The following is a 20,971-nucleotide window of genomic DNA, read 5'->3' as shown; positions in this document are numbered from 1 at the left end:
ACGCCGTGTAGGGTGGCCGCGTGTCTACTTCTTGTAGTAGATGAGCGGGTGGTGACGACCCGGCCCCGGGCCGCTCATGGAAGTCACCGAGTGGTCTGTGCGCCCACGGTGGGCATGGCCGCTGTCAGGAACGGGCGCAGTGCCCCATGGCTCAGGGAGCCGATCAGCGGGGTGGTCCAGCGGCGTGCCGCCAGGCTGACCAGGAAGGCGACGGGCAGCGCGATGACCGCGGATCCGAGCACGTCGTGCGGGTAGTGGGCGCCGACGTAGACCCGGCTGAAGCCCTCCACCACGGCGAACCCGGCGGCGATCGCGCACAGTCGGCGGTCCAGCAGGAACAGCGCGGCCACCGAGGCGGCGGCCACCGCGCTGTGCCCACTGGGGAAGGCGTAGTCCGAGGGCGCGGGGCAGGCGTCGACGAGATAGGCGTGCGGCATCGATCGGCAGGGCCGTACCTCGGCCACGATCATTTTGATGATCTCGGCCGCGGCGAAGGCGGTCGCGACGCCCACCGGCGCGGCCAGCGCGAGGGCCATCGCCTGTGTGCCACGGCGCCGAGCGGTCCACCAGCCCGTGATCATGAGGATCGCGAAGACGCCCAGTCCGAAGTTGGTCCACACCTCCATAGGGGTGTTGAGCCACGGCGTGGCGCGGGCGAGGTCGGTGACCGAGGTGAACAACGAGCCGTCGATGCCGGATCCGTCGAATCCCAGTTGTGCGGTGGCGGCCGCGGTCATAGCGAGACGTCCTTCCATGGGGGAGGGGGGTACGCCGACGGAGGGCAGGACGAGTGCGAGGCAACGTGGCTCGGGCCGGCGCAACCAATCACCTACATCTTGTAGTAGGTTCACTGGCATCTGCCGGGGGTGAACCCGGTGGTGCTCGAACCTCCCGCCGTCGGTGGTCGTTCCCTAAGTTCTACATCATGTAGTAGCTTCGGTGTTCGGCGCCACCGTGGTCCATTCGCGGCCCTGGTTCGCGCGCAGGCGCCGCCTTGGCCTGCCCGTGGTGCCGTCCGGCCCGGAGGATGCCCGGCCGTGCCCCGTATCCCGTCAGGAGGCTGATCGACCGTGCCCTACCGCGACGACCCGGCGTCGGAGCCGGTGCCTTCGCCGCCCGCCGTACCGCCGCAGGACCCGGGCAACGGACGGATCGCGATCATCTCCGCCGGCGTCGGCGCGGGACACGACGGCGCGGCCGCGGGGCTCGCCCAGAGGCTCACCGAGCACGGATTCCGGGTGGACCGGTACGACTTCCTCGACCTGCTGCCCGCCCGAGCCGGCCGACTGCTGTGCGGCACCTACCACCGCATGCTGACCTGGATGCCGGAGGGCTATCAACGCCTGTACGCGGCGACAGACCGGGCTTCACGACCCGGCGTGGCGTGGCGGGCCCTGTTCCGTGCCGCCGAGCGGCGCACACTGCGGGCGCTCGCGCCGGACACCCGCGCGGTCGTCTCCACCTACCCGGGAGCCAGCCAGGTCCTCGGCGAGCTGCGCCGGCGCGGCCTGCTGACGGTTCCGGCCTTCACCTACCTGACCGACTTCTCCGTCCACGCCCTGTGGGTGGCCCCCGGCATCGACGCCCACCTGGCCGTGCATCCCGTACCCGCGGCCCAGGCCCACGCGCGGGGCGCGGCCGCCGTCACCGTCGCCGGCCCCGTCACCGACCGGCGCTTCACCCCCGCCACCGCCGGACAGCGGGCCGCCGCCCGCGAGCGGTTCGCCCTGCCCGAGCGCGCGCCCCTGGCCCTGCTGGTCGCCGGATCATGGGGGGTCGGCCCGGTGCGACGGGCCGCCGCCGAGATACGGGAGACCGGCGTCGCGGTGCCCGTGGTGGTGTGCGGACGCAACCAGGCCCTCGCCGAGCAGTTGCGCCGGGACGGTATCGAGCACGCCTTCGGATGGGTGGACGACATGCCGGGGCTGATGCACGCCTGTGACGTCCTGGTCCAGAACGCCGGCGGGCTGACCTCACTGGAGGCGTTCGCCGCAGGGCTGCCGGTGGTCAGCTACCGCTGCATTCCCGGTCACGGCCACACCAACGCCGCCGCCCTCGAAGAAGCAGGGCTGGCGGCCTGGATCCGCGACCCGGCAGTCCTCGGCCCGGTGCTGGCCGAACTCCTGCACGGCCCGCGCGGTGAGGACCAGCGCGCGGCAGGGCTCGCCCTGCACCGCTCGGTCCTCGGACCGGTGCCCGCCATCACCGCCAGAACCGGGCCACAGCCCACACCGGGCACACCGACCTCACCCAAGCGCTTCCCCGGGCGGCGGCGGATCGCCCTGACCGCCGTCACCGTGACGGCCACGGTCTCCCTGGGCGTCGCCGCCCCGCTCGCCCACGCCTACAACGAGACGCCCGCCCGCTTCACCGCCGTCGCCCACTACCTGGACGGAGACGGACGATGACCCCGGCCCGCCTGGCCCGTGCCACCGCGCTCGCCTCGGCCGTGGCCCTGCCCGCGCTCGCCGCCCTGAACGCGGCTCCCGGGATCTCCACGTTCGGCCCGCTGCGCAACACGGCCCTGCCCCGCCTGGCCGGGCAGGGCCGGCCCGACCACGTCGCCCTCACCTTCGACGACGGCCCGGACCACCTCTCCACACCGCACTTCCTTCGCCTCCTCGACGCGCGCGGGGTGAGGGCCACCTTCTTCCTGCTCGGCTCGATGCTGGTCCGCTCACCCGGGCTGGCCAAGACAATGGCTGCCGAAGGGCACGAGATCGCCCTCCACGGCTGGCACCACCGCCCCCTGCCGCTCCGTGGACCCCGTGCCACCTACGACGACCTCGCCCGCGCCCGCGATGCCGTGGCCGACGCCACCGGCCGGCCACCCGCGCTGTTCCGGCCGCCGTACGGGGTGATGACCACGGCCGCCCATCTGGCCTGCCGCCGCCTCGGCCTGACCCCGGTCCTGTGGACCTGCTGGGGCGAGGACTGGCGCAGGCGGGCCACCCCGCGGTCCGTCCAGGACACCGTCCTGCGGGACCTGCGCGGCGGCGGCACCATCCTGCTCCACGACTCCGACTGCACGTCCGCCACCGGCTCCTGGCGCGCCACCCTCGGCGCGGTTCCCCGCATCCTCGACGCCTGTCAGGCTCGCGGTTGGCAGGTCGGCCCGCTGCGCGAACACGGCTTCCCCGGTCTGTCCTGGACAGACTCCTGGCACGAGACCGTGAGGTCCGAAGCTGCTGTTCATCCTGTCGAACGAGCCGAAAGCTCGTAGCGTCTCCCGACGTGCCGGGCCGTCGAGGTCGGGCAGCAGGGCGTCCAGCACCACGTCGTCAGGGCGGAACCGCTGACCGCGCTCGCGGTCGCCAGGGAGCGCCCCGTCCTGGCCTGGGCGCCGTGGCATCACGTGTTCTGGCAGGCCCGGGCTTTGAACTCCGCCATGGAGAGGGTGATCGCGGATTCGTCGCCGTTGTCCGAGACGCTGTCGTAGCGGACCTGTCCCGGGAGGAGCCGGTCCCGGTCGGCCAAGGTGAAGGAGACGCTGCTCGATGACCACGAGTTGTCCTTGGTCCAGCCGTAGAGCGCGTAGGTGGTCCTGGCGGTGAGCGGAGCCGGGGACCTGGTTGCGGTCCAGCCGACAGCAGGTGAATCGAGGGGCCAGGTGGCGAGGCCGGATGTGAGGGGCCGGTCGGCGGTCCATGAACCGACCGTCACCGTCTTGTCGACGTCGGCGCTGTCCACGTAGAGGGTCGCGCCGTCGATCTGATGTCCGCAGACCATCATGACGCCGAGCAGATGGCCGTCGCCGGTCACGGAGATGCCGGCGACGGCATCGACGGGAACCGTGCATCCCGAGGTCGCGGCCAAGGTCACGCCGAGCGCGACGGCACCGACGAAGCGCCGGAACACCGGCCGTGTTGTGGTCGACCGCATGATCTGCCCCCTGCCCGACGCACGCGTGGACCCCTGTCCCGGATGTCCGGAGGCCACAGCTTAGATCCCGCCCACGGGCAGGAAAATACGTGCGACGGATGTGCGATGGGCGCGGGGTGAGCAGGTGGGAAGGGGGCTTTTCCGCCGTGCTGTAGAGCGCGGTGTGGTCACAGCTTTCCTGCTGCGCTGCCGCGATCGGACGGATTCGGTCCCCTCAAATGCCCCCTTCGAGGGCGCGGGCACTGACCCGGCGGAAGGCGCAGTCGTCCATCGCCCCGGACAAGGAGTCAGCCCGAGGGGGTGTTGTAGTTGACGATTCCGTCCACCATGAGGGCGACCGCACCGGTCAGAGGGCTGGCCGTCCCCTTCGCCACGACGTCGGGCAGCCGGTGCGCCTCGCCCTCGCTGACGGCCACCATGCCCCAGAACGCGTTGAAGCCCGAAGGATCCGTCGGCTTGTCGGCAGCCGCCCCCACGATCAGGACGCCGCCCGCCTCGGCCACCTCCAGCGCGCCCATCTGCTGCAGCATGTCGGGATCCCGCTCTTCGGTCGCCACCACGCTCCAACCCGTCACCTCTATGTGCCGCAACGCGGCGAGGAGCTTGCCGGCCGTGTCCGAGCCCGTAACAACGATGTCAGGAAGGACGAGGGCCACCGGCCCGTGCGTCATCGGCAGGGCAGACCGGATCGCTCCGTCGAGACCTGCTCCGAACGACTCGTCCTGGAAGACGAAGACCATCTGGAAGGTCTCGGCATAGCGCGCGAGATGACTCACCGTGTCCATCTTGTGCGTCCCGAACACGACGACCAGACGCACCTTGAGTCCGCTTTTGGCCAGCTCGACAACGGATTCCAGACTGCGGTCCAGCACGGTGACCCCAGGAGCCAGACAGTGCAGCTCCTTCGGGTAGGGCGACCCGAAACGTGTTCCGAATCCAGCACAGGGCAGGATGACCGAAACATCAGGGACGGGCGCGGACGAACTGTGCATCGAGTAGCTCTCCGGTGGTGTTGACGAGCGGGACCTTGCGCACCTCTCCGGGCACGGGCAACCCCCGGCGAACCGACGCTGCACCGTCTGCCCCCAAGGCGCTCCGGCGCTCACCGTAGTCACTGAGGACAGCCCCTACGAGAGAAACGCGGCGTTGGCCGGCCAGACCGTTCGCGATGTGGCCCGGCGGACGCCCTCCGCTGCCCCCGGAGACACAAGTCCGTGTCGGAATGGTCGAGTTGAGCTGCCGCCGTGTTCAGCGCCACGCGACCTACACTGCTGCCGCACACCGTGCCGACCGGCGCGTCGCGTCAACGGGCAGCGCTCGAAGCCTCGGTGGAAACGGGCTGCACGCAAGGAAGGCACGACGAAGGAGGATGCGGAATGCGGGTGCTGTTGTCCACATACGGGACGCGTGGCGATGTCGAACCGCTGGTGGCACTCGCGACGCGGTTACGGGCGCTCGGTGTGGGGGTGCGGATGTGCGCCCCGCCGGACGAGGAGTTCGCCGAGCGGCTCGCGGGTATCGGGGTGCAACTGGTGCCGGTGGGGCCGCCGGTGCGGGAGTTGATGCGCGGGGCGACTGTGCCGTCGGCGGCGGACCTGTCCCGGTACCGGACGGAGATGGTCGAGGCACAGTTCGACGTGTTCCCCGCGGCGGTCGACGGATGTGACGCGCTGGTGGCGGCCGGCCTGGCGCAGGTCGCCGCACGGTCTGTGGCCGAGGCCGCGGGCGTCCGCTACGTGTACGCGAGCTATGCCGCGGTCCACCTGCCGTCGCCGTACCATGCGCCACCCCCACGGCCGGGCTGGCCGAAGCCGGAGGCGAACGACAACCGGACCCTGTGGGCGCTGGACGCCGATCAGGTGAACGCGCAGTTCGGCGAGGCGCTCAACGGCCACCGGGCGGCGATCGGTCTGCCCCCGGTGGACAACGTCCGCGACCACGTCCTCACCGACCGGCCGTGGCTGGCGGCGGACCCGGTCCTGGGGCCGTGGCGGGAGACTCCGGGCCTCGACGTCGTACAGACAGGTGCATGGACCCTGGCGGACGAACGCCCGCTCCCGGCCGACCTGGTGACGTTCCTCGACGCGGGCGCGCCGCCGGTCTACGTGGGCTTCGGCAGCATGCGCCCGGCGCCGGACATCGGCCGCATGGCCGTCGAGGCGATCCGCGCACAGGGGTACCGCGTGCTCGTGTCCCGCGGCTGGGCGGACCTGGAGCTGGCCGACGAGCGGGACGACTGCTTCGCCGTCGGCGAGGCCAACCATCAACGCCTGTTCGGCAGGGTGGCCGCAGTGGTGCACCACGGTGGCGCGGGAACGACGCTGACAGCCGCCCGGGCGGGCGCACCCCAAGTGGTGATACCTCTCCAGCTGTCGGACAACCCGTACTGGGCCGGCCGGGTGGCGGACCTGGACATCGGTGCGGCACTCGATGGTCCGCCTCCGACCCTCGACTCCCTGGGCGTCGCGTTCAAGACGGCCCTGTCACCCGAGACCCGGGCCCGGGCAAAGGCGCTGGGAGGCCGGGTCCGTACCGACGGAGCGGAGGTGGCCGCGAGCCTGCTGGCCGAAGCGCTCCGGTAGGGGAGGCCGGCCCGGCGGGAGGAAGCCTCGGTCGGGGCGAGGAGAATCCGGCCGGGGCTTCACCAGGTGCTGAACATCGGCCTGTTCAGAGGTGCTGATCGCGCCGCGTGGACGCAGTGGGCGGCTGCTAGCGTTCGGGCGCATGGAAGACGGCGTGTACGTAGGCAACGCGGGCAAGGACGCGACGGTGGACCGGGGATGGCTGCTCGGGCACTTCAAGGAGCACGGCGATCCTCGCCACAGCCACGCCGTTGAGGTCAAATGGGGTGTCCACCCACGTGGTGAACAGCGAGTTCAGTGGGTGAAGGGCGAGGTACGGACAGCTCTCCTGGTTCTCATCACAGGCCGCTTCCGTATGGACTTCCCCGGTCGCAGCGTGCTGCTGGAAGAACAAGGCGACTACGTCGTCTGGGGCCAGGGAGTGGATCACTCGTGGGCCGCCGAGGACGACTCCGTGGTGCTGACCCTGCGCTGGCCTTCCGTGCCCGGATACGCCGCACCGTAGGAGGCTTGCAGGGCCTCATGTGCGTCAGATCAGACAGCGAAAAGCCGCACTCCCGCACAAACGTTTGCGAAATCGTGGGCCGACGCCTGATCGGGCACTGAGGATACCCAAATTTCCCGTCAATAGCGTCTTGTGGCCGGCTGTTTTCGGGCGGGACTTTGTGGCGCGGGTCACTGTTGACCACCCAATCGGTATCCATTTAATATCGGCGGAAATGAGCCACCGCCGGGGTGGCCGGAAAAAACGGATACTTCCTCACCCATTCCTCCGTATGCATCTGACGCAATTTCATGGAGTTCTGGCAAAGGAAAGGCGATACTCAGAAGCTCGCGCGAAGCGCCGCTGAATCCGTGAGGATATCGGTCCGAGAACCGGCCTGGCCTGCCGCGCTGTTCGTCGATCGGCCCCTCGAAGGCTTCTACTGTGCGTATTGCCCGCGAAGCGCACATTCCAGACGTCGGGCCCAACCGCTCGAAAATGACCATGCCGGGCATACCCGCGCACGATGTGTGTGAACCATTGATCCTTCGGGAACGCGGGATCCGATTTCCGCCGCGTTCTCCATCTCGTGAAGGGTAATCCGTGTCTTCCCCACGAATCACAGTCACCCATCACTCGGACAAAGGAACAGCTTTCGCGCCCCTGTCGCTGGCGCAGGAGCGCCTGTGGGTCATGGCGCGCATGGACGGAGACGCCAGCGCCGCCTACAACGAGCCGATGCCCTTCGACGTCCGGGGGCCGCTGGACCGGGACCTGCTCATCCGGGCGCTGCACCTGCTCGCGGCCCGGCACGAGGCCCTGCGCACCCGGCTGGTGCCCTCCGGCGGGTCCGCGCTCCAGGTCGTCGATCCCCCGGAGGCCGGCTTTCCGGTGACCTTCGAGGACCTGACGGGACTGCCTGGCGCGGCCGAGCGGTTCGCGCGGATCCGGCAGGAGGTGGAAGGCGCCCCGTTCCGCCTGGGCGAGGAGCCCATGGTGCGCGGCTGCCTGGTGGCGCTCGAACCCGACCACCACGCACTGCTTCTGACCGCTCATCACATCGTCTTCGACGGCTGGTCCCGCTCCCTGCTGCTGCGCGAGCTGGGCCTGGTGTACACGGCGCTCCAGCAGGGGCGGGACGCGTCGCTGCCGGAACTGACGTGGCAGTACAGCGATTACACCCGCTGGCAGTGGGACTGGATGTCGGGGGAGGAGCCCGCCGCGCACGCCGACTACTGGACCGCCGCGTTGGCCGACGCCCCGGCCGTGCTCTCCCTGCCCTCCGACCGGCCTCGCCCGCCCGAGCAGGTCTTCCGCGGAGACCGGCTGCCCGTGACCGTGGACGAGGACCTGACGCAGGCCCTGCGCGACCTCGCCGCAGACAACGATGTCTCCCTGTACGCGACCGTTCTGACCGGCTGGTCGGTGCTGTTGTCCCTGCTCTCCGGGCAGGACGACATCGTGGTCGGCGCCCCTACGTCGAACCGCCGTCGTGGGGACGTCGAGGGCCTGATCGGCTTCTTCGTCAACACCCTCGCCCTGCGCGCGGACCTGTCGGGCTCGCCCAGCGTCAGCGACGCCCTGAAGCGCGTGAACCAGCGGATCCGCGACGCCCTCACCCACGTGGACCTGCCCTTCGAGCGGGTCGTGGAACTGGTCAACCCGCCGCGGAGCCCTGCCTGCACGGCACTGTTCCAGACCATGTTCGCCTGGGTCCCCTCCATGCGTAGGGAGCTCGAACTCCCGCACCTGAAGGTCGAGTTACGCGAGGACGCCGCCCACGTCCCCGCGAAGTTCGACCTGGTCCTGGCCCTGGCCGACGAGGGCCGGTACCTCACCGGGGAGATCGACTACGCGGTCGCGCTCTTCGACCGGGCGACCGTCGAACGGTACATACGCCAGTTCCTCCGCGTGCTGCGCCTCATGACCGAACGGCCCCAGGCCGAGATCGCCGACCTGACGTTGCTGGACGAGGACGAACAGCGCGAACTCCTCACCACCTTCAGCACCGGGCCCGCCGTGACCGGCGCGGCACCGGCGGGCCTGCTGGAGCGGTTCGCGGCGCACGTGCGCGAACGGCCGCGGCAGCCCGCCGTGGTGGCCGATGACACGGAACTGGACTACGCGACGCTGGACCGCCGGGCCAACCGGCTCGCCGGCGCGCTGATCGCCCGCGGTGCCGGGCCCGACCGCGTGGTGGGCCTGCACGCCGGACGCACGGCCGAACTCGTCGTCGGTGTGCTCGGCATCCTCAAGGCCGGGGCCGCCTACCTGCCCCTCGACCCCGGACAGCCCCCGGAACGGCTCACCGCCATGGTGAGCGACGCCCAACCGGTACTCGTGCTGACCGACCAGGGCGACGATCGGCAGGGGTGGGAGAACCTGGCGAAGGTGGAGGCCGAGGGAACGCACGACGAGGCGCCGGGCATCGACGCGGACCCCACCCGGCTCGCCTACGTCATCTACACCTCGGGATCGACCGGCCGCCCCAAGGGCGTGGCGGTGACGCACGGCAGCGTGGTCAATCTCTTCGAGCACTGGCGCGAACTCATGGGAGACGCCCCCGGTGAGGCGTCGTCGGCCTGGTCGAGCATCGGCTTCGACGCGTCGGTCCACGAGCTCCTCCTGCCGTTGACCACCGGCGCGGTGCTCCACCTGGTTCCCGACGAGCTCCGCGGCGACCCGGGAGCGCTGATGGGCTGGCTGCGCGAACGCAGGGTCACCCAGGCGTTCCTGCCTCCCTCCTACGTCCTGTGGATCGACGAGGACCCGGCCACGCGCCTGGCCGGACTGAGCCTGCGTCAGCTCCTCACCGGAGTGGAGCCCCTGCCCGAGAGCGCCCTGCACCGCATGCGCGAACTGCTGCCCGGCCTGCGTATCTGCTTCGGCTACGGGCCGACCGAGGCGACGCTCTACGCCACCGCCTACACCGACCCGCAGCCCCACGAGCGGTCGTGCCCCATCGGGCGGCCGCTGCGCGGCACACGCCTGTACCTGCTCGACGACCGCATGCGTCCGGTACCGGTGGGGGTTCCCGGTGAGGTCTACCTCGGCGGAGCGAGCCTGGCCCGCGGATATCTGAACCGGCCCGACCTGACCGACGAGCTTTTCCTGCCCGACCCGTTCGTGCCCGGCGAACGCGTCTACCGCACCGGCGACCTGGCGCGCTGGCTGCCGGACGGCAACGCCGAGTACGTCGGCCGCCGGGACGACCAGCTCAAGCTGCGCGGCTTCCGCATCGAACCCGGCGAGGTCGAGGCAGCCCTGCTGGCGGTGCCCGGGGTGCGGGAGGCCGTGGCGGTGGCCGACCGCGACACACCGGGCGGCCCCCACCTGGTCGCCGGCGTGGGATGTGACGCCGAGGCCACGCGGACGGCGTACGAGTGGCGCGCGGCTCTCGGCGACCGCCTGCCGGACTACATGATCCCGGTCGTGGTGGCCGAGTTCCCGCGGCTGCCGTTGACCCGCAGCGGCAAGGTGGACCGGGCGGCAGTGCTGCGCGCCGCGGCAGGAGCCCGCTCGGAGCGGGTCAACACGGCCGCGCCCCGCGACCACGTCGAGATGGCGCTGTACCGGATCTGGCGGCGGGTGCTGCTGCACCCGGACATCGGAATCGGTGACAACTTCTTCGAGCTCGGCGGCACGTCGATCTCGGCGATCAAGATGGCGTCCGCCGTTCAGGAGCAACTCGGCGTCCCGCTGCCGGTCCGGGACGTCATGCTGCACCCCACCATCGAGGCGCTCGCCGAGCGGGTGCGCGGCAACGGCGCCGAGGCCTCGCCGTCCGCCGAGCCCAGCAGCCTGGTGGAGTTCCGCGCCGGCAGCGGGGGACAGCGCGTGGTGTGCGTGCATCCCGCCGGAGGCACCGCGTTCTGCTACCTGCCGCTGTCCACGGCACTCCCCGAAGACGTCGGCGTGGTGGGACTTCAGGCGCCCGGCATCAACCCCGGCGAGGCGATCCTGCCCGGGGTCGAGGCGATGGCCCAGGAGTACCTGCGGCTCGTCGCTCCCCACCCGGACGAGGCTCTGGTGCTGTGCGGGCTCTCCTACGGCGGCCTGATCGCGTACGAGATGGGCCGCCTCCTGGTGACGGCAGGACACGAGCGGGTGAGCGTCGTCCTGCTCGACACCCATGGCGCGGAGGACGCGGAGCAGCGCGCCGCGATCGCGCCGGTCGGCATGGCGGAGTTCCGGGAGAAGCTGGTGCGCTTCAACGGCATGTACCCGGGCATCGACGACGACCAGGTGGCCCGGTACCTGACCGTCTACAACCACCACCGCGAGACGGCGCGCGACTACGCCGTACCCGAATCGCCGGCCCGCGTCGTGCTGATGCAGGCGACGGCCGTGGGGGACGAGGTCGGAGGGGACGGCGGGGACGGCGAGGGTGCGGCCGCCCGCCTGCGCGCGTTCTGGCGGCGCCGCATCAGCGGCCACTTCGTGGTCGAGCCGGTGGCCTGCGGTCACTGGGACATGTTGGAGAGCGACGAACTGCCACGCGTCGCCGCCGTCCTCGCCGCCGAACTGGACCGGCCGGCAACCGCCCCGGGTGGCACCGGGACGGAGCGCACGACACTCCCCGGCACGTCGGAGGCATGATGAAACCGCGCGTCGAAACGTCCCCCGCCGACGTGACCGAGGACCCGAGCGCGCCGGTCGGGCTCGCCCTCGCGATACACCGCCAGGCCCTGCGCTCCCCACAGGCGGAGGCGGTCGCCGACGGCGACGTACGGCTCGACTACGCGACGCTGAACGCGGCGGCCGCCGCCGTGGCCCAGGAACTGGGCCGCCAGGGCGTGGTTCCCGGGCAGGCCGTGGCGGTGGCGCTGCCGCGCTCGTGGCGGCTGGTCTGCGTGATGCTGGGCATTCTGCGACTGGGCGCCCAGGTGGTGCTGCTGGACACCCAGAGCCCCGACGAACGCCGCCTCTTCATCCTCCGGGATTCCGCAGCGGCCGCCCTGGTGCACGCCGCCGCCCCCGAGAGCGCCACCGGGCTTCCGCACGGCATCAAGGCGCTGGCCGTGGACACGCTGCTGCCCGAACTTCCGTACGCGGCGGCCGCCGTGCGGGCGCCGGCCGCCGCCGGCGAGGTGTCCTTCCTGTTCTACACCTCCGGAACGACCGGACGGCCCAAGGGCGTCGAGGTCCGCGACGCCGGAGTCATCCGGCTGGCACGGCCCGGCTACATCCGTGCCGAGCCCGGCCTGCGCTATGCGTGTATGGCGAATCCGGCGTTCGACGCGCTGAGCTTCGAGGTCTGGGCACCCCTGCTGACCGGTGGCTGCTGCGTGGTCCTGCGCGACGGGGACGTGCAGAGCCCCGAGCGGCTCGCCGCGGCACTGCGGCGCGAGCGCGTGGACACCATCTTCATCACCACCGCGCTGTTCAACGCGACGGTCACGGCCGTACCGGACTGCTTCGCCGCGGCCGGCGAGGTTCTGGTGGGCGGTGAGCAGCTCAACCCCCGGGTGATGCGCCGCTGGTACCGGGACAACGCCGACAGCGGCACCCGTCTGTTCAACATCTACGGGCCGACGGAGTCCACCACCTTCGCCCTGTGCCATCCGATCCCGCGGGACTTCGACGGTGACGTGGTACCGATCGGCCGGCCCCTGCCGGGGACCGGTGCCGTTCTGGTGGTGCCGGGCCAGGAGAGGGTCGCCGCGCCCGGTGAGGTCGCCGAACTCCTGCTGAGCGGCGCCGGACTCGCGGCCGGGTACCGCAACCTCCCCGAGGAGACCGAGCGGCGCTTCGTGCGGCTCGCCTGGCTCGACGGCGGCAAGGAGCGGTACTACCGCACCGGTGACCTCGTACGGGCCGACGACGAGGACCGGGTGGAGTACGTCGGTCGAACCGACCGCCAGGTCAAGGTCCGTGGCTTCCGGATCGAGCCCGGCGAGGTGGAACGGCACGTTCTCGCCCACCCGGCGGTCCGGCGGGCCCACGTGTGCACACGCCGCGCGGGCCAGGAGGGCCCGAACGAACTGCTGGCGTTCGTCGTCCTGCGACAGGAGCTGTCCTACGGGGAGTTCGACAGCCACCTCGCGGGCCGCCTGCCCGCCTACATGCGCCCGCACCAGATCCATCTCGTCGCGGAACTGCCGCTCAACGCCAACGGCAAGGTCGACCAGGCCGCGCTGCTGCGGCAGGCCGACCGGCCCTGGCGGCCGGCCGCCCCCGACGGACCGGCCCCGACGGAGACGGAGCGCGAGGTCATCGAGCTGGCCGAGGAGATCCTGGGCACCACAGGCCTCGGGCTCGGTGACCGGTGGATCGCCGCCGGCGGCGACTCGTTGAAGGCGCTGCGGTTCTGCTTCGCCGTCCGGCAGCGGTGGGGCCGAGACCTGGCACAGGCGGCCGTTCTCCACGGCGACCTGACCGCGATCGCCCAGGCCGTCACCACGGGCGGCTCCGGCGGGGAAAGCGCCTGTCCGGCACCGGTGGTCGCCGGTGCCCGCTCGGCGCCCGCCACGAGCGAGCAGCAGCGGCTGTGGCTCCTGCAGCGCCGGGCACCCGGCTCCCGGGCGTACTCCGTCAACCAGGCCTTCCGCGTCGACGGACCCGTCGACACCGCTGCCCTCCGGCGGGCACTGCGGACCCTGGTGGCACGCCACGCGGCACTGCGGACCGGCTTCGCCCTCGGGCCGCAGGGACTCTGGCAGACAGCCGGTGAACCGTACGACCCCTGGTACGAGCCGGGCACACGGCAGACATGGGGCGAGGAAGAAGCGCAACGCTTCGCCGACGCCTTCTTCGCCGAGCCCTTCGACCTCGCCGTCCCCCGCATGCTCCGGGCCTGCTGGCTGCCCCGTGCCGGCGGCGGCACGCTTCTGCTGCACCTGCACCACATCGCCGTCGACGGCTGGTCGCTGAGCATCCTGCTGCGGGACCTGTCCGCCGACTACGCCGAGACCGTCGAAGCCGAAGCCGAAGCCGGAGCCGTAGCCGGAGCCGTAGCCGGAGCCGACGGCGGCGGCGAAACCAGCCGGAACACGGCTCCGGCTCCCACTCCACTGGACTTCGCCGCCTGGCAGAGCGACTGGTTCGCGAGTGCGGCCTACCAGGCACAGCGCGACGAACTCCTGGCCCACTACCAGGCCTTGGAGGAGCCCCAGGAACCGCTGCCCGCCCACGACGCGGATCCGGCACCGCGGGCGCGGCTGCTGCGCACGTCGCTCGACGTGGTGCGCCGGGCCCAGGTGGACCGGCTCTGCGCCGAGTTCGGGCTGACCCGCTTCCAGGTGCTGTTGTGCGTGTTCTCCTGGAGCCTGTACGGCGTGACCGGCCTGGTCCGCCCCCGTATCGCCGCCCCGGTCGCCAACCGCCCGGTACGCGAGTTCGCGGACAGCGTGGGCATGATGGCGAACACCGTGCTGCTGCCCGTGGCCGTCGTGCCCGGTGAGGACCTGCGCTCGCACCTCGCCCGCACAGGGGCCGGCACGGGGCCGGTGCTGCGACGCCAGGACGTGGCGCTCGCGGACGTCCTGACCGGCTGGGACGCCGTCGGCGACGACACCCCGTTCGATCTCCTGTTCGTCCTGGAGAACACCGACTTCGGGGCGCTGCGGCTGCCCGGCTGCGTCCAGCGCCCCCTGTGGTGGGCCGCGCCGGAGGCCAAGTGCCCGATGACGGTCTCCGTGGTCGAGCATCCTGACGGACTCGACCTGCTGTGGGAGTATGCCGAGGACCGGTTCACGAGCGAGGCCGTCGAGGCGATGGCCGAACTGTTCCGGCGGGGCGTGGACGGGCTCGCGTCCGGTGGCCGCTCCACCGCGCGGGAACTGGTCGCCCCGTACCGGCGGTCCCTGCCGGAACACGGGCGCGGGCCCGCCCCGGAACCGGGCTTCACCACGATCGCCGAGGGCTTCGCCCGGCAGGTCGCCCGCACCCCGGACGCCCCCGCCGTGATCACGGCCGACGGGAACACCCTGAGCTACGCGGCGCTCGACGCCCGCGCCGCGCGCCTCGCCGCGGAACTCGCCGACCGCTACCCGATCCCGGCCGACGGCGGCCCCTGCCGGGCGGCCGTGTACCTGAACCCGTCCGCCGAGCACGTGGTGGCCCTGCTGGCACTGGCGCGGCTGAACGTCACCGCCGTCCCCCTCGACCCCTCGTACCCGGTCGAAGTGCTGCGCCGCGTCCTGGAGCGGGTCGACCCGCTGTGCGTCCTGGTCACGTCCGAGGGCACGGCGGCGCTGGAGACGCTGCTCCCGGACGGCGTGGTGTCCCACCTCGTCGCCCTGGCGGACCCGGCGCCGGGGGAAGGTGACGGCGCGGGCGCGTCGTACGACGGGAGCACGCACGACGGCACCCGACCGCTGTACACCCTGTTCACCTCCGGCTCCACCGGCGTCCCCAAGGGCGTCCAGATCTCCGACCGCACGCTGTGCGACCTGATCCGGTGGCAGTCCGGCCCCGGTGGCCTGACCGCCCCCGCGGCCACTCAGCAGTTCTCGATGCTGGCGTTCGACGTCTCCTTCCAGGAGATCTTCGGGACGCTGTGCACCGGCGGCAGCCTCCAGCTCGTACGCCCCGAGTGGCGCCAGGACGTCCCCGCGCTTCTGGAGCGCCTGGAGTCCGCGGGCACCGAGCGGATCTTCATGCCCTACGTGGCCCTGCAACTGCTCGCCGAGTACGGGGTTCGTCTGGGCAGGTTCCCCTCCCGGCTGCGCGAGGTGGTCACCGCGGGCGAGCAGCTGGTGTGCACCGACACCATCCGCCGCTGGTTCGCCGGACTGCCCGGCGCCCGCCTGTTCAACCACTACGGGCCGACCGAGACGCACGTGGTCAGTGCCCTGTGCCTGGAGGGCGACCCGGATCAGTGGCCCGAGCGGCCCGCCATCGGACGCCCGGTCGCCGGCGCCGACCTGCGCGTGGTGGACGCCCAGGGCGACCCGGTTCCGGCCCGGTGCACCGGCGAGCTGCTGATCGGCGGCACCATGACCACCCGCTGCTACCTCGACGAACCCGCTCTCGACGACGCCCGGTTCGTCGAGGTCCCCGGTGCGGGCCTGTTCTACCGCAGCGGCGACCGGGCGTGGTTCGACAGCGAGGGCCTGCTGCACTACGCGGGCCGCGACGACCAGCAGATCAAGGTGAGCGGGCACCGGCTGGAACTCGGCTCCGTCGAGGCGGCCCTGCTGCGCCATCCGGCGGTGGTCAACGCCGTCGTCGCGCGGGACGGCGACCGGCTGACAGCCTGTCTGGAGGTCCGCGGCGAGTCCCCGTCCGCCGACGACCTGAGCGCGCAGCTGTCCGCATCACTGCCCTCCTACGTCCGTGTGGACCGGTTCCGGAGACTGCGGACGCTGCCGCGCACCCCCAGCGGCAAACTGGACCGGCAGGCGGCGCTCCGGGCACCGGGCGAGGAGATACGCCGTTCGGTCCGCGCCCGCACCGGGCTGTCGGCCGAGGAGGAGCGGCTCACCGCCGCCTTCGAGGAGGTCACCGGGGCGACGATCGAACCGGACCAGACCTTCTTCGAGGCGGGCGCCTCCAGCCTCGCCCTCATGCGCTTCCATCTGCGCTGCACCACTCAACTCGGTTTACGCTTCGGTGTCGCGGACCTGTTCGAGCACGTCACGGTCCGCTCCCTGGCCCGCCACCTCGCCGCCGACCACCTCCCCGGCCCCCGGACACCCGCCGCGCCGGCCGGGAAAGCCGGGGGTACCCCGGAGCCCGGCGAACCGATCGCGGTCGTCGGCATGGCGGTGCGGGTGCCCGGCGCCCCGGACCTGGCGGCCTTCTGGGACCTGGTGGTCTCCGGCGGCACCGGTATCCGCCGTATCGACGCCCCGGAGGGCGTCATCGGCGCGCACAGCACGCTCGACGGGATGTTCGACTTCGACCCGGGCCACTTCGGCATCAGCCCCCAGGAAGCGCGCCTGATGGACCCCCAGCAGCGCCACCTGCTGATGGCCTGTGTACAGGCACTGGCACACGCCGGGGTCGCTGACACGTCGGCCGCGCGCGTGGGCCTGGTGGCCGGTGCCGGGGAGAACACCTACTTCCAGTCCCTGCTGCGCGAGGCGGACCCCGGCCGGCTGCCCGACGGCTTCGAGCTGGCCCTGCACCACGAGAAGGACTTCCTGGCCACCAAGGTGGCCTACCACCTCGGGCTGACCGGTCCCGCCTTCAGCGCCCAGACGGCGTGCTCCAGTTCCCTGGTCGCCGTACACCTCGCGGTCGGCCTGCTCCGGCAGGGCGAGGCGGAGGTGATGCTCGCCGGGGGAGTGCTCGTCGACCCTGGACTGACCGGCGGCTACCGCTACCGCCCGCAGCACATCTTCTCCGCGGACGGCGACTGCCGCCCCTTCAGCGACGACGCGACCGGGACGGTCGGCGCGAGCGGCGTGGGCGTCGTGGTCCTCAAACCGCTGCGGCAGGCACGGCGCGACGGCGACACCGTCTACGCACTCCTCACCGGCTCCGCGATCAACAACGACGGTGCGGCGAAGATGAGTTACACCGCGCCGTCCCTGGCCGGGCAGCGCGAGGTGATCCGGACCGCCCTGGCCCGCGCCGGACGCACGGGTGCCGACCTCGGTTACGTGGAGGCGCACGGAACCGGTACCCGGCTGGGCGACCCGATCGAAGTGGCCGCGCTCCGCCAGGCGTTCGACGTGAGCGAGTCCGGCCGGTGCGCGCTCGGCTCCGTCAAGAGCCAGCTCGGCCACATGGGCGCTGCCGCCGGTGTGGTGGGCCTCGTACGCGCCGTCCTCGCCGTGCACCACGGGAGCGTCCCGCCCCACATCAACTTCCGCGCCTTCAACCCGGAGATCGGCCCCGACCCCACCCCCTTCCACGTCCCGTCCCGGGCCACGCCCTGGCCCGGGGGACGCGAACGGGTGGCGGCGGTCAGCAGCTTCGGGATCGGCGGCACCAACGCCCACGTCATCGTGGAGCAGGACACCGGGACCGGGACCGCCAGGGCCGACACCGGCACCGCCGTGACCGGCGCGGTACCGAAGTGCCTGGTGCTGTCCGCCTCCAGCACGGACGCGCTCGCCGCCGACGCCGCCCGGATCGCCGACTACCTCCGACTGCGGCCCGAGCTCTACGACTCCGTGCTGCGCCATCTGCAGAGCGGACGTGCGGCCCGGCGCCTGCGGACCGCGGCACCCGCCGCGGACGCCGCCGCCGCCGAGCACTGGCTGCGTGCGGTGGCCGCGGGAGAGGTCCCGCACGGTACCGCGGACCCGGACGCCGCGCCGGTTTCCGCGGTCGGCCGCACGGCCCACGACCTCGCCGAGGACTGGACCGCCGGAAGACCCGTCGACTGGCGGCAGGGCCCCGCCCCGGCGCCCTGGGACTTCCCGCCCCCGTCCTTCGCGCTCGCGGAGTACGACTTCGACCGCACGCCCAAGGCTCCGGCCGAGCAACCCCGGCGGCTGCCCCAGGCCGACTGGCTGCACCAGCCCCACTGGGTCCGGCTGCGCCGCGCCGCCGCGAGCATCACCGCACCGGCCGGCCGCGCGTCCCTCGTGGTCGTCGTGGCCGCCGAGAGCACGCCGCAGGCAGCGTTCGCGCCGTTCGAGGCCGTGGCGTCACGCGTGGTACGGGTGCACCCGGCCGGCGCCTTCGCCCGCAGGGGGCCCGACGTCTTCGACGCCGACCCGGCCGACCCGGCGTCCCTGCGCCTGCTGTTCGACGCGCTGTCCGGGGCCGGCCCCGACGACGCCCTGACCGACGCGGAGTGGGTGCACGCGCTGCCGTTGGAGGTGACGGGGCCGGTCGGTCCCGAAACGCTGGAACACGGCCGCCACGCCTGCCTGGACACCACCGCGGCCCTGGCCCGGGCACTGTCCGGGCGGACCGGCTCCCCGCGCGTGTGGTGGCTGTCGTACGGCGCCCGGCCCGTGGCCGGGTCGGTGGACAGGCCCGAACTGGCGCTCCTCGCCGGGCCGGTCGAGGTCGCTCCCCAGGAGGCCGCCCTGGACGGCCACTGGCTGGACCTCCCCGACGGCGACCTCACCCGCTGGGCCGGACACGTGGCCTCGGTCGTCGCCGGAGCACGCCCGGCCGGGCGTCCCGGCGTCCCGGCTCTGCCCCGGCAACTCGCGTTGCGGCAGGGCTACTGGTGGCGACCGGGCACCACGCCCGTATCGGCGCCGTCCGGCACCGAGCCCCTCGTACCGTCCGGCGCGGACACGGTCCACCTGGTTCTGGGCGGCACGGGCGGCATAGGCCGCGCCATCGCCGCCTGGCTGCTGGAGCACACCGGCGGCCGGGTCCTGCTGCTGTCGAGGAATCCGCGCCTGCCCGCGGAGCTGACCCGCTGGGCCGACCGCGTCGGCCTCGTCCCCGCGGATCTGGCGGCACTGCCCGCCGACGAAGTGGCGGCGGCCGTCGCCGAACACACACCGCGACTGGACGGCGTGATCCACGCGGCCGGCCTCGGATTCGGGGGGCTGCTCGTGCGACGCGACGCCACCGCGATGCGCGACGCCGCCGCGGCCCGGGAGCGGGGCGCACTCGTCATGGAGCACCTGATCGAGACCTTCCGTCCGGAGACCGCGGTCTACTGCTCCTCGATGTCCGCCCTGCTCGGCGGCGTCGGCCAGAGCGACTACGCGGCCGGCGCGAGCCTCCTCGACGGCTTCGCCCACCACCGCGCCCACGAGGCGGAGACGACCGTCCGGATCGGCATCGACTGGGACATCTGGAGCGAGACCGGAATGGCGACCCGGGTCCTGGACACGGACAGCCGTCATCGGGCCCACCTGACGGTCGGTCTGACCGTCGAGGAGGGCAAGGCGGTCTTCGCCCACGCCCTGGCCCTGCAACTGCCGCAGCTCCTCGTCTCCACCACCGACATCGATGTCTCCCGCGCGTTCTACGCCCCCTCCGCCGTCGACCCGGCGGAACCGCTCACCCCGCGGTCCGGCCCGGCCCACCGCACGGACGTCGAGGCGGGTGCCCCGGAACCGGAGAGAGCCGGGGAACGGGCGGACGCCATGGCCCGCGTGATCCAGGACCTGCTGGGCGTGGACGAACTGGACCCGGACGACTCCCTGTACGACCTCGGCGCCGACTCGCTGACCCTGATCAGCGTGATCGCCACGATCGAGGAGGAGTACGGAGTCGAGTTCGACCTGGCCTCCTTCAGCCACCGGGTCAGCCTCACCGAGATCCTCAAACACATCGAGGCGGCCCTCACCTCCGCCGGGACCACCGCCAGTGCGGCCGGGAACACGGCCTCCCGGGTCGTCCTCGACGTCTGGCAGGAGGGAACCGGCCCGGCCGTCCTGTGCCTGGTGCACCCCGTGGGCGGAGACATCCAGGCCTACCGGTCCCTGGTGGCGGCGCTGGGACCGGCCCCGACCGTCTGTCTCATCGCCGATCCGGCCCTGCGCGACGCCGCGATGCCCGCGTGGTCACTGGCCGACCGCGCCCGTCACTACGACACACAACTTCGCGACCGCTTCGGCGGCCCCGACCACCGGCTCCACCTGGCCGGATGGTCCTACGGCGCCCGGGTGGCCATGGAGATGGCCGGCCTGGCGGAGTCGGCCGGCCGGCCGTTGGAGGCGCTCCACCTGCTGGACCCGCCGCCGCCGCGGGCGGACGCGCTGGTCGCCGCCTACGACGAGACCCACCTCGAAAAGGTGTTCGCCGCCGAACTCGGCACCGGTGTCTCATCGATGCCGACGGAACACGCGCAGGCGTACGCGGAGCGGCTGGCCCGCTGCTGCCGGGCGAACCTGCGCAGCCTGGGCGAGCACCGGGTACGGCCGCTCGCCTCCGTCCCCACGTTCCTGTGGCTGGCCGGACAGCCCACGGCGGGTCTGCCCGCACCCGGCGACCCGCGGGAGACGGACCGGCAGTGGAGTGCCTGTCTGCCCCCCTCCGCGGTACGGCGGTCCCTGCCCACCGACCACTACGGCATCGTCGCGGCACCTCATGTGCACCGGGTGGCCGAGACCATCAGGGCAACACTGGCGGACCCGGCGGCCGGTTCCCCGACCCGCCGCGAGCAGGAATCGGGGCGCGTCCGGTGAACCCCTGTCCCACCCTCCTCGCC

General features: G+C 72.3%; 9 protein-coding genes. 6 read left to right on the top strand and 3 right to left on the bottom strand.

All coding sequences use genetic code 11. The features are described from left to right. Window positions 1–83: 83 nt before the first annotated feature. A complete protein-coding gene (locus ACZ5K7_RS19735) occupies window positions 84–737 on the bottom strand; it encodes a phosphatase PAP2 family protein (protein WP_468914884.1) in 654 nt (217 codons plus the stop codon). A gap of 333 nt (window positions 738–1,070) precedes the next feature. Here ACZ5K7_RS19735 and ACZ5K7_RS19730 point away from each other — a divergent pair, with 333 nt between their 5' ends. Together ACZ5K7_RS19730 and ACZ5K7_RS19725 are read left to right on the top strand one after the other, a co-directional pair. Continuing rightward, entirely contained in the window at window positions 1,071–2,408 is a 1,338-nt protein-coding gene (locus ACZ5K7_RS19730) for a glycosyltransferase (protein WP_468914882.1), read from the top strand. Then, the gene (locus ACZ5K7_RS19725; RefSeq protein WP_468914881.1) at window positions 2,405–3,223 is read left to right on the top strand and encodes a polysaccharide deacetylase family protein; all 819 of its coding nucleotides are present in this window, start codon (window positions 2,405–2,407) and stop codon (window positions 3,221–3,223) included. The genes ACZ5K7_RS19730 and ACZ5K7_RS19725 overlap by 4 nt, the downstream gene beginning before the upstream one ends. A 128-nt stretch (window positions 3,224–3,351) precedes the next feature. Here the strand turns inward: ACZ5K7_RS19725 and ACZ5K7_RS19720 are convergent, their stop codons facing one another. Next, complete coding sequence (locus tag ACZ5K7_RS19720) at window positions 3,352–3,882, bottom strand: hypothetical protein (protein ID WP_468914879.1); 531 nt, start codon at window positions 3,880–3,882, stop codon at window positions 3,352–3,354. 287 nt (window positions 3,883–4,169) lie between these two features. Continuing rightward, window positions 4,170–4,754 (bottom strand): hypothetical protein, encoded by a 585-nt coding sequence (locus ACZ5K7_RS19715; protein ID WP_468914877.1) that lies wholly within the window; start codon window positions 4,752–4,754, stop codon window positions 4,170–4,172. Between the two features lie 504 nt (window positions 4,755–5,258). Here ACZ5K7_RS19715 and ACZ5K7_RS19710 point away from each other — a divergent pair. The 4 genes from ACZ5K7_RS19710 to ACZ5K7_RS19695 all read left to right on the top strand — a co-directional run bounded on the left by ACZ5K7_RS19710 (window position 5,259) and on the right by ACZ5K7_RS19695 (window position 20,948). After that, complete coding sequence (locus ACZ5K7_RS19710) at window positions 5,259–6,464, top strand: glycosyltransferase (protein WP_468914876.1); 1,206 nt, start codon at window positions 5,259–5,261, stop codon at window positions 6,462–6,464. A gap of 142 nt (window positions 6,465–6,606) precedes the next feature. Then, on the top strand, window positions 6,607–6,969 hold the full coding sequence (locus ACZ5K7_RS19705) for a signal peptidase I (RefSeq protein WP_351704327.1): 363 nt from the start codon (window positions 6,607–6,609) through the stop codon (window positions 6,967–6,969). Between the two features lie 582 nt (window positions 6,970–7,551). Continuing rightward, window positions 7,552–11,547, top strand: coding sequence for a non-ribosomal peptide synthetase (locus ACZ5K7_RS19700; protein ID WP_468914874.1), 3,996 nt, complete (start codon window positions 7,552–7,554; stop codon window positions 11,545–11,547). Next, window positions 11,544–20,948 carry an amino acid adenylation domain-containing protein gene (locus ACZ5K7_RS19695; protein ID WP_468914872.1) on the top strand — a complete coding sequence of 3,135 codons (9,405 nt, stop codon included), beginning with the start codon at window positions 11,544–11,546 and terminating at the stop codon, window positions 20,946–20,948. Before ACZ5K7_RS19700 ends, ACZ5K7_RS19695 begins: the two co-directional genes overlap by 4 nt. The last annotated feature ends 23 nt before the right edge of the window (window positions 20,949–20,971 follow it).

This window comes from Streptomyces sp. NPDC031497, from assembly GCF_055580905.1.
This window is presented reverse-complemented; position numbering and strand designations above follow the sequence as displayed.

Coding starts and splice junctions, on each gene's coding strand:
- ACZ5K7_RS19710 (WP_468914876.1), top strand. CDS start 5,259: ATGCGGGTGCTGTTGTCCACATACGGGACGCGTGGCGATGTCGAACCG.
- ACZ5K7_RS19725 (WP_468914881.1), top strand. CDS start 2,405: ATGACCCCGGCCCGCCTGGCCCGTGCCACCGCGCTCGCCTCGGCCGTG.
- ACZ5K7_RS19705 (WP_351704327.1), top strand. CDS start 6,607: ATGGAAGACGGCGTGTACGTAGGCAACGCGGGCAAGGACGCGACGGTG.
- ACZ5K7_RS19695 (WP_468914872.1), top strand. CDS start 11,544: ATGATGAAACCGCGCGTCGAAACGTCCCCCGCCGACGTGACCGAGGAC.
- ACZ5K7_RS19720 (WP_468914879.1), bottom strand. CDS start 3,882: ATGCGGTCGACCACAACACGGCCGGTGTTCCGGCGCTTCGTCGGTGCC.
- ACZ5K7_RS19735 (WP_468914884.1), bottom strand. CDS start 737: ATGACCGCGGCCGCCACCGCACAACTGGGATTCGACGGATCCGGCATC.